General features: G+C 73.0%; 11 protein-coding genes. 8 read left to right on the top strand and 3 right to left on the bottom strand.

The window, feature by feature from the left end:
* A partial coding sequence (locus AB0M11_RS40355; protein WP_365713778.1) for a GNAT family N-acetyltransferase occupies window positions 1–575 on the top strand: 575 nt, incomplete at its 5' end.
* Between the two features lie 114 nt (window positions 576–689).
* On the opposite strand, the gene AB0M11_RS40350 is transcribed toward AB0M11_RS40355, so the two are convergent.
* On the bottom strand, window positions 690–1856 hold the full coding sequence (locus tag AB0M11_RS40350; protein ID WP_365713775.1) for a PLP-dependent transferase: 1167 nt from the start codon (window positions 1854–1856) through the stop codon (window positions 690–692).
* Between the two features lie 59 nt (window positions 1857–1915).
* Between AB0M11_RS40350 and AB0M11_RS40345 the strand changes: the two genes are divergently transcribed.
* From AB0M11_RS40345 to AB0M11_RS40320, 6 genes are all read left to right on the top strand, one after another.
* Window positions 1916–2398, top strand: coding sequence for an Lrp/AsnC family transcriptional regulator (locus AB0M11_RS40345; RefSeq protein WP_365713773.1), 483 nt, complete (start codon window positions 1916–1918; stop codon window positions 2396–2398).
* Window positions 2399–2440: 42 nt separating this feature from the next.
* Window positions 2441–4129 (top strand): DUF885 domain-containing protein, encoded by a 1689-nt coding sequence (locus AB0M11_RS40340; protein ID WP_365713771.1) that lies wholly within the window; start codon window positions 2441–2443, stop codon window positions 4127–4129.
* Window positions 4130–4311: 182 nt separating this feature from the next.
* The gene (locus tag AB0M11_RS40335; protein WP_365713769.1) at window positions 4312–4983 is read left to right on the top strand and encodes a hypothetical protein; all 672 of its coding nucleotides are present in this window, start codon (window positions 4312–4314) and stop codon (window positions 4981–4983) included.
* Between the two features lie 145 nt (window positions 4984–5128).
* The gene (locus tag AB0M11_RS40330; protein ID WP_365713780.1) at window positions 5129–5356 is read left to right on the top strand and encodes a ferredoxin; all 228 of its coding nucleotides are present in this window, start codon (window positions 5129–5131) and stop codon (window positions 5354–5356) included.
* Window positions 5343–6737 carry an FAD/NAD(P)-binding oxidoreductase gene (locus AB0M11_RS40325; RefSeq protein ID WP_365713767.1) on the top strand — a complete coding sequence of 465 codons (1395 nt, stop codon included), beginning with the start codon at window positions 5343–5345 and terminating at the stop codon, window positions 6735–6737. Before AB0M11_RS40330 ends, AB0M11_RS40325 begins: the two co-directional genes overlap by 14 nt.
* Window positions 6738–6771: 34 nt before the next feature.
* Window positions 6772–8001: a cytochrome P450 gene (locus AB0M11_RS40320; RefSeq protein WP_365713765.1), complete on the top strand. Its 1230-nt coding sequence runs from the start codon at window positions 6772–6774 to the stop codon at window positions 7999–8001.
* Window positions 8002–8008: 7 nt separating this feature from the next.
* Here the strand turns inward: AB0M11_RS40320 and AB0M11_RS40315 are convergent, their stop codons facing one another.
* Complete coding sequence (locus AB0M11_RS40315; RefSeq protein ID WP_365713763.1) at window positions 8009–8524, bottom strand: immunity 21 family protein; 516 nt, start codon at window positions 8522–8524, stop codon at window positions 8009–8011.
* A gap of 47 nt (window positions 8525–8571) precedes the next feature.
* Entirely contained in the window at window positions 8572–9048 is a 477-nt protein-coding gene (locus AB0M11_RS40310; RefSeq protein ID WP_365713761.1) for a rhodanese-like domain-containing protein, read from the bottom strand.
* Window positions 9049–9184: 136 nt separating this feature from the next.
* Here AB0M11_RS40310 and AB0M11_RS40305 point away from each other — a divergent pair, with 136 nt between their 5' ends.
* Entirely contained in the window at window positions 9185–9631 is a 447-nt protein-coding gene (locus AB0M11_RS40305; RefSeq protein WP_365713759.1) for an Lrp/AsnC family transcriptional regulator, read from the top strand.
* Window positions 9632–9758: the final 127 nt, after the last annotated feature.

The raw sequence follows: 9758 nt of genomic DNA, 5'->3' as shown, positions 1-9758 counted from the left end.
CGATCTGGCGCGGCCACGACGTGATCGCGTTGCCCGCCGGCACCGCGATCACCGTGCGGCGAGCCGACACCGATGACCTGGAGGCGGCGAAGGCGATGCACGAGCGCTGCTCGACGCGGACGCTCGGGCTGCGCTATCACGGGCCGGTCGGGGACGCGGACCGTTACCTGAACCACCTGCTCAGCCCGCGGTTCGGGCGGACGCTGGCGGTCCAGACCGCGTCGGGCCGGATCGTCGGCCTCGGACATCTGCTGTGGGACGGGGACGAGACGGAGGTGGCGCTGCTCGTCGAGGACGACTGGCAGCGGCGGGGTATCGGGAGCGAGCTGCTCTCCCGGCTGGTGGGGATGGCGGTGGAGGCGGGCTGCGAGAGCGTGTACGCGGTGACGCAGGCGTCCAACACGGGGATGGTGGCGGCGATGCGGGGGCTGGGGTTGCCGCTCGACTACCAGATCGAGGAGGGGACGCTCGTCATCACGGCACGGCTGGCTGCGGGGACCGGGGCGGAGGGCGCCGTGTCCGCCGCGGGGTGGCTTTCAGGTACGGGTGAGTCGGGGAACGCCGAAGCGCCGTAAAAACCCAGGTGGTTCGGCGGCTGCGGGTGCACGGGGCCTGGTCGCGTCCACGCGGCGGAGCCGCACATCGACACGGCCCCGCGCCCCTTTCGGGGCGCTCCGGCCGGCGGGGCGCTACAGCACACCCAGTGCCCGGTCCAGGTCGGCCCAGAGATCGTCGACGTCCTCCAGGCCCACCGACAGGCGCAGCAGGTTGTCGCTCACCCCGGCGCCGCGGCGGTCGTCGGCGTGGACGACTCGGTGGCTGATGGAGGCCGGGTGCTGGATGAGGGTGTCGACGCTGCCCAGGCTGACCGCCGGGGTGATCAGTCGTACTCGGGAGATCACCTCGTGCGGGTCGGCGTGGACCTGGAAGGCGATCATCGCGCCGCCGAGCCGGGGGTAGTGGACGCGGGCGACGCGTGGGTCGGCGGCGAGGCGGCGGGCCAGTTCGGCGGCGGTGGTGGAGGCGGCGCGGACCCGGACGGGAAGCGTGGACAGGCCGCGCAGCAGCAGGTAGCCGGCGAGCGGATGCAGGACGCCGCCGGTGGCGAACCGTATCTTCCGGAGCTGCCCGGCGAACTCCTCGTCGCAGGCGACCACCCCGGCCAGCACGTCGCCATGGCCGCCGAGGTACTTGGTGGCGCTGTGCAGGACGAGCCGTGCGCCGAGTTCGGCGGGGCGTTGCAGCACGGGGGTGGCGAAGGTGTTGTCGGCGAGCAGCGGCACCGTGCCGCAGGCGTGGGCGACGGCCCGCAGGTCGAGTTCGGCGAGGGTCGGGTTGGCCGGGGACTCGACCAGCACCAGTCCGGTGTCGGGGCGCAGCGCGTCGGCGATCCCGGCCGGGTCGGTCCAGGTGACCTCGGTGCCGAGGAGTCCGGCGGTGAGGAGATGGTCGCTGCAGCCGTACAGGGGCCGCACGGCGACGACATGGCGCAGTCCGGCCGTGGCGCGGGCGAGGAGCACGGCGGACAGGGCGGCCATGCCGCTGGCGAAGGCGACCGCGGACTCGGTGCCCTCCAGCCGGGCCAGGGCGGTCTCGAAGCGGGCGACGGTGGGATTGCCGAGGCGTCCGTAGACCGGACCGCCCGCCGGGTCCGCGCCGTCGGCGGCGAAGGCGTCGATGCGCGCGGCCTCGGCGCGGCTGTCGTAGGACGGGTAAGTGGTGGACAGGTCGATCGGCGGGGCGTGCAGGCCCTGGCGGGCCAGGTCGTCGCGGCCGGCGTGCACGGCCTCGGTGGCCAGGGCCCGGGAGGCACCGGCCGTCCGCGCCGCGTTCTCGAAGACGCTCACTGAGTCCATGACCGAAGGGTGAACAACCGACGGCCCACGTGGCAGGAGTGCCGTGCTACGTTCGACCGGTGACCGATTCCGTCGTACTGGATCCGGTCGATCTGCATCTGCTGCGGCTGCTTCAGAACGACGCCCGGACCACCTACCGCGATCTCGCCGCCCAGGTGGGCGTGGCGCCGTCGACCTGTCTGGACCGGGTGACCCGTCTGCGCCGCTCGGGGGTGATCCTCGGCCATCGGCTCGAACTCGATCCGGCCAAGCTCGGCCGGGGTCTGGAGGCGCTGCTGTCGGTCCAGGTCAGGCCGCACCGGCGGGAGTTGGTGGGGCCGTTCGTGGAGCGGATCCGGGCGCTGCCGGAGTCGCGGACGGTGTTCCATCTGACGGGCCCCGACGACTACCTGGTGCATGTGGCCGTGGCGGACATGGCGGACCTGCAACGGCTGGTCCTGGACGAGTTCACCGCCCGCCGGGAGGTGGCCCGGGTGGAGACCCGGCTGATCTTCCAGCAGTGGGCGTGCGGGCCGCTGCTCCCACCGGTGTCGCAGGCCTAATCCCGGTGACGCGCGGTGGTCCGCCGTACGAGGATGGACCGCATGTCACAGACCAACACCCCGCTGCCCCGTCAGGTCGCCGACACCTTCGTCGACGAGCTCATCGCCCTCGACCCGATCACCGGTACCTTCCTCGGCGACAAGGAGAGTTCGAGCAGGCTGCCCGACACCTCGCCGGCCGGCGCGCAGGCGCTCGCCCGGCTCCAGCGCGACACCCTCGCCAAGCTCGACGAGGCCGAGCGGCGGCCCGGTGCCGACAGTGACATCGAGCGTCGCTGCGCACGTCTGCTGCGCGAGCGGCTCAGCGCCTCGCTCGCCGTGCACGACGCCGACGAGAGCCTGCGTTCGGTCAGCAACCTGCACTCCGCCGCGCACGCGGTGCGCCAGGTGTTCACGGTGACGCCCACCGCCACCGAGGAGGACTGGACGGCCGTCGCCGAACGGCTGCGCGCGGTGCCGGCCGCGCTGGAGGGCTACCGCAGCTCCCTCGAACTGGGCCTGGACCGGAAGCTGTTCGCCGGTCCTCGGGCCACCGCCACCTTTGTCGGCCAGCTCGGCGAATGGGCCGACACGGGCGATGGCAAGGGCTGGTTCGAGCAGTTCGCGGCGGCCGGTCCCGAGGCCCTGCGGACCGAGCTGGACACGGCGGCCCGCTCGGCCACCGAGGCCGTGGTGGCGCTGCGCGACTGGATGCGGGACGTGTACGCGCCCGCGATCGAGGGCGCGCCGGACGTCGTGGGCCGGGAGCGGTACGCCCGCTGGGTGCGCTACTTCAACGGCACCGACCTCGATCTGGACGAGGCGTACGCGTACGGCTGGTCCGAGTACCACCGGCTGCTCGCGGAGATGCGGGCCGAGGCCGAGAAGATCCTGCCCGGAGCGGCCACCCCGTGGGTGGCGCTGGCGCACCTGGACGAGCAGGGCACCCACATCGAGGGCGTCGACGAGGTGCGGACCTGGCTGCAGTCGGTGATGGACGAGGCCATCGACAAGCTCGACGGCACCCACTTCGACCTGGCCGAGCGGGTGCGCCGGGTGGAGTCCCGGATCGCGCCGCCCGGCAGCGCGGCGGCGCCGTACTACACGCCGCCGTCGGACGACTTCTCCCGGCCGGGCATCACCTGGCTGCCGACCATGGGCCAGACCCGGTTCCCGGTCTACGACCTCGTCTCGACCTGGTACCACGAGGGCGTGCCCGGCCACCACCTCCAGCTGGCGCAGTGGAAGCACATCGCCGCGGACCTCTCCCGCTACCAGGCCAGCGTGGGCATGGTCAGCGCCAACGCCGAGGGCTGGGCGCTGTACGCGGAGCGGCTGATGGACGAACTGGGCTTCCTCACCGACCCGGAGCGCCGCCTCGGCTACCTGGACGCGCAGATGATGCGGGCCGCGCGGGTCATCATCGACATCGGCATGCACCTGGAGCTGACGATCCCGGACGACTCCCCCTTCCACCCCGGGGAGCGCTGGACGCCCGCGCTGGCGCAGGAGTTCTTCGGCGCGCACAGCAGCCGTCCCGCGGACTTCGTGGAGAGCGAGCTGACCCGCTACCTGTCGATGCCGGGGCAGGCCATCGGCTACAAGCTGGGCGAGCGGGCCTGGCTGCTGGGCCGGGAGAAGGCCCGGGAGCGGCGGGGCACCAACTTCGACCTCAAGTCCTGGCACATGGCGGCCCTCTCCCAGGGTTCGCTGGGCCTGGACGACCTGGTGGACGAGCTGTCCCGGCTCTGACGGCTCCGTGCCGTGCCTGACGGGGCGGCGGCACCGAGCGGGCGCCCACTGCCGGTGGGCGCCCGGCGGCCGCCGTGACCGGGTCGGCGCGGTCTGCCGTTCGGGGGTGCTCCGGTGGCGGCGGCCGGTGGCAGGGGGCTTGCTGGTGCCGGGAGCCACCGGACACGGGAAGCGGGCCACGCATGCAGACCTCCACGCCGCCACGGGAACCGTTGCAGACACCGCGCGCCGCAGGGGCGGCCGGGATCGTCTTCGCGCTGCTGCTCGCCGCCGCCATGGTGCTGATCCGGCTGGGCATCCCGCAGGGCGCCGACGCGGTCGCCCACCAGCCGGTGGATGCCGTCCGGCGCGGCGCCGTGCACGCGGCCCTCGCGCTCGTGCCGTTCGCCGGCATCTTCTTCCTGTGGTTCGCCGGAGCGGTGCGCGCCCACGTCGGTGAGGGCGAGGACCGGTTCCTCGCCACCGTGTTCCTCGGCAGCGGCCTGGTCTTCACCGCCATGATGTTCGGCGGCGCCGCGGCGGCCGCGGCCGTGCTCGACACCGCCCATCCGGCCGGTTCCTCGCCCTCCCGGCCCACCTGGGACTTCGGCCAGTACCTGGCGTACACCCTGCTGATCGGGTACGCGATGCGGATGGCGGCCGTGTTCACCTGCTCCACTTCCGTCATCGGGCACCGCCTGGGCATCCTGCCTCGCTGGCTCACGGCACTGGGTCTGCTCGTCACGCTGGTGCTGCTGTTCGTGTCGCCCAGCGTGCCCTGGGCCGAGCTGGCGTTCCCGGCCTGGTCACTGCTGCTCAGCGTGCACATCGTGACGGCGAGCTTCCGCCGCGCCGCCGCGGTCCCGGCGGCCTGAGGGCCCTCACCCGATCGGCGGGCTCCGGCGCGCGACGACCGGTGCGGGCTCCCATGCTGGCGTGCGGGGAGTTCTCCGCCGTCCGGCCTCGGCACGACGGACCGCGGTACGCACCGGACCTGGCCACCGGAAGGGCGGAGCCATGATGCGTCTTGTCGTCGACCTCAACAGATGCCAGGGGTACGCGCAGTGCGCGTTCCTCGCGCCGGACGTCTTCGCCATGCACGGCGAGGAGTCGCTCGTCTACAGCCCGCGGGCCGAGCAGGAGCAGCGGGAGCGGGTGGCGCGCGCCGTCGCCGCCTGCCCGGTGCAGGCGATCACCGCCGACGGACTGGACGGATTCGCGGGAGGCGCCTGCGATGCCGCCCACTGACTGTCTCGACTGGCTGCGGCGCGAGGGCCGGATCGTGATCGTGGGTGCCTCGCTGGCCGGACTGCGGGGTGCCGAGACGCTCCGGGCCGAGGGGTTCGGCGGCGAACTCACCATGATCGGCGACGAGCCGTACGAGCCCTACGACCGGCCGCCGCTGTCCAAGGCGGTGCTGCTGGGCAGGGCGGTCCCGCACCACACCGAGCTGCCGCACCGCCGGGAGATCGACGCGAAGTGGCGGCTCGGTGTCGCGGCCACCGGTCTCGACATCGAGGCCAGGCGGGTCCGGCTGGCCGACGGCGACGAGGTCGAGTACGACCGGCTGCTGATCGCGACCGGGGTGCGGGCCCGGCCCTGGCCCAGGGAGGACGAGGCCCGGCTGGAGGGCGTGTTCACGCTGCGCACCCGGGACGACGCGGCCGCGCTGCTGCGCCGGCTGAAGGCCGGGCCGCGCCGGGTGTTCGTGATCGGCGCCGGGTTCACCGGGTCGGAGATCGCCTCGGCCTGCCGGGAGCAGGGGATCGCCGTCACGGTGGCGGAACGCGCGGGCGCGCCGCTGGTGGGCGCCCTGGGCGGGGTGGTGGGCGCGGTCGCTGCCGACCTGCACCGCGAGCACGGAGTGGACCTGCGCACCGGGGTCATGGTCACCGCGCTGGAGGGCGACCCGGCCGGGCGGGTCCGGGCGGTCCATCTCTCGGACGAGTCCGTCGTCGAGGCAGACGTGGTGATCGTGTCGCTCGGCGCGGTCCGCAACACCGACTGGCTGGCCGGTTCCGGTCTCGGCGCGGGCCCGCGGGGCATCGCCTGCGACGCGGGGTGCCGTGCCTTCGACTTCCGGGGCATCGTCACCGACGACATCTTCGTCGCCGGCGACGTCGCCCGGTCCCCGCACGCGCTGTTCGGCTACCAGTTCCTGTCCCTGGAGCACTGGGGCAACGCGGTCGCCCAGGCCGAGACCGCCGCGCACAACATGATCAGCCCGAGCGCCGAGCGCAAGCCGCACCTGTGGGTGCCGGCGTTCTGGTCGTCGCAGTTCGGCGTGAACATCAAGTCGGTCGGCGTGCCGCCGATGGGCGAGCAGATCATGATCACACAGGGGTCGCTGGCCGAACGCCGCTTCGTCGGGGTCTACGGCCACCAGGGGCGGACGATCGCCGCGGTGAGCTTCGACAACACCCGGTGGCTGGAGTTCTACCAGCGGCAGATCGAGCAGGGCGCGCCGTTCCCGGTGGAGTTCCCGACCGTGGACCGCCGTCCCGAGGGGCGGGTGCCGGTGGACGCCGACTTCCCGGACCCGGCCCTGCCGACGCACGGCCCCATGGTGACCCTGAGCGGCTACTCGCCGACCGACCAGCAACTGGTCTTCCACCCCTCCCGCCACTGACCGCGCCCCGGCCCCGACGCTCCAAGGACCTGTCATGCCGCAGACCTCGCTGTTGCGCCAGATCACCGACTTCGCGAACCGCGCCGACCCGTACCCGCTGTACGAGGAGCTCCGCAAGACGCCGGTGCTGCACGAGGAGGAGGACGGCCCTTACCTCATCAGCGCCTACCACGACATCGAGGCCCTGCTCCACGATCCACGGATCAGCTCCGACGCCGCCAACCTGGCCGTGCTCGGGGAGGACGAGCTGTCCGGCCCGGAGGCGACGGGGCTGCCGCCGAGCTTCATCCGGCTCGACCCGCCGGAGCACGACCGGCTGCGCCGGATCGCCAACAGCTCGTTCGGGCCGCCGCACCGGCCGCACCGGATCGACGACATGCGGGGGCAGCTGGAGGAGATCGTCACCGGGCTGATCGACGGCCTCGGCGACGCCCGGGAGTTCGATCTGGTCGACCAGGTCGCTTATCCGTTCCCGGTCACCGTCATCTGCCGGCTGCTGGGCGTGCCGCGGGAGGACGAGCCGCGGTTCCGGGCCTGGGTCGACCCGATCGTGGCCGGCCTGGACCCCGACCACCGTACGGCCCCGGACTCCGAGAGGGCCGCGCAGGAGGCACGGCTGGAGCTCGGGATGTACCTGAACGGGCTGGTGGAGCAGCGCGCCAGGGAACCGCGCGAGGACATGCTGTCCGACCTGGTGCACCGTCACGGCCCGGACGGCGCCATGACGACGATGGAGGTGCTCAGCACCTCGGTGCTGCTGCTCATCGCCGGTCACGAGACGACGGTCAACCTCATCACCAACGGCATGCTGACGCTGCTGCGGTACCCGGAGATCCTGGAGCGGCTGCGCAACGACCCGGGACTGTCGGTGCGGATCGTGGAGGAACTGCTGCGCTACGAGCCGCCGGTGCATCTCCTGCCGCAGCGCACCTGCATCACCGACATCGAGGTGCACGGGGTGACCATTCCCAAGGGTTCGCGCATCTATCTCATGCTGGCCGCGGGCAACCGGGACCCGCACCGGTTCACGGACCCCGACCGCTTCGACCCGGACCGCCAGGACATCCAGCACCTCGGCTTCGGCAGCGGCATCCACAGTTGCTTCGGCGCACCGCTGGCCCGCCTGGAGGCCCAGATCGCGCTGTCCGAACTGGCCCGCCGGCTCGACGGCCCGCGGCTGGTGGCGGACCCGCCGCCGTACCGGCCGAACGCGGTGCTGCGCGGTCCGCGTCACCTCGACATCGCCATCGACGGCATCAAGTGATGACTCGTCAGGAGGTCAGGCGGCGCAACTGCACCAGTCCCAGCCAGGTTTCCGGCGCGGGTCTGGTGTAGGCGGCGCGCACCGCGTAGGTGCCGGGCTCCAGCGGGACCCGCAGATGCTCCTCGCCCTCGGCCTCGCCGCCGGGCCAGGCGGAGTCGAACAGGACGACGGGGCCCGGGACCTGCCAGCGGATCTCGTTCTCCCACACGGCGCCGGCGAGTGCGGCGGGCACCTGGGCGAGGAGTTCCTCCTCCGAGTCGGCGGCCGACCACCGTACGAACGTGCCGTGGTCGGGCAGGAAGGACGTCGAGGCGGGCTCGTCGCCGAGGACCAGGGCGGTGCTGTCCCCGACCGGGAGCAGTCCGACGTACCCGTCGACCTCGCAGGCGCGGTCGTAGTCGGTGGCCAGTTCCTCGCTGTCGGCGCCGGACCAGAACGGCAGGACCGCCTCCGGGACCGCGACGAGCGGGCCGCCGCCCGACTCCACCCACTCCACCGCGCCGGGATCCGCATATCGAGTCATGGGCTGAACCTACACGTAGAGCAACGCCACGGGTTCGCCTCCGGGAATCAGCAACCGCAGTCGCCACCCGCGACGGGTGCGGTCAGCGGGTCCGGGGCCCGGCGCTCACGCCCCCGCCAGGTCTCGAACTCGAAGCCCTCACGCACCCAGTACTCGAATCCGCCGAGCATCTCCTTGACCTGGAAGCCGAGTTCGGCCAGTGCGAGGGCGGCACGGGTGGCGCCGTTGCAGCCGGGACCCCAGCAGTACGTCACCACGGGCACGGCCCGGTCCAGGAGAGCGGCCGCCTGCCCCGCGACGAGCGCGGTGGGCAGGTGGACGGCGCCCGGGACATGGCCCTGGTCCCAGGCCTCGGTGGAGCGGGAGTCCAGGACCACGAAACCCGGGTCGCCGCCGGCGGCCAGGGCGGCGGCCACGTCGGAGACGTCGGCGTGGAAGGCGAGGCTCGCCCGGAAGTGGGCGGCGGCCTCGGCGGGGGCGGCGGGGGCGACGCGCAGGACGGGGCTGGGGACGGTGCTGGTCATGTGAGGCCTTTCGCCGGCCGCCGGCGGTGCGGCGGATCTCCATGACCGCAAATCTACGAGGGGGACGGAACGCCCTGAAGGCGCGATCCCCGGCCCTTCCCTTGTCCGGCCGGGGAATCCCTGCTATCCAACCCGCATGACCGAGTTTTCCCCGGACGCCACCGACCGCCGCATCCTCGACGTCCTCCAGCGCGACGGCCGGGCCAGCTTCGCCGAACTGGCGCGGGAGGTGGCGATGTCCCCGAGCGCGGTGACCGAGCGGGTGCGCCGGCTGGAGGAGGCGGGCGTGATCCAGGGGTACGCGGCGGTGGTGGACCCGGAGCGCCTCGGTCTGCCGATCCTCGCGTTCGTCCGGCTGCGCTACCCGAACGGCAACTACAAGCCCTTCCACGACCTGGTCGCCGCCACCCCCGAGATCCTGGAGGCGCACCACGTCACGGGCGACGACTGCTTCGTCATCAAGGTCACCGCCCGCTCGATGCGCCACCTGGAGGAGATCTCCGGCCGCATCGGCGCGCTGGGCTCGGTGACGACTAGCGTCGTCTACTCCTCGCCGCTTCCGCGGCGGGCCGTCGGCACGTGAGCGCTCCGCCGGGAGCGCCCCGACTGGCCGGCTGTCGGCTGCGGCCGCGTCGTGGCCGGTCGCGCAGTTCCTCCCCCAGCCTTCGGCGGTGATGCCGCTGTTCTTCCCGAGCGGCGACGAGACCCTG

Source organism: Streptomyces sp. NPDC051987 (genome assembly GCF_040680735.1).
GTDB lineage: Bacteria > Actinomycetota > Actinomycetes > Streptomycetales > Streptomycetaceae > Streptomyces.
This window is presented reverse-complemented; position numbering and strand designations above follow the sequence as displayed.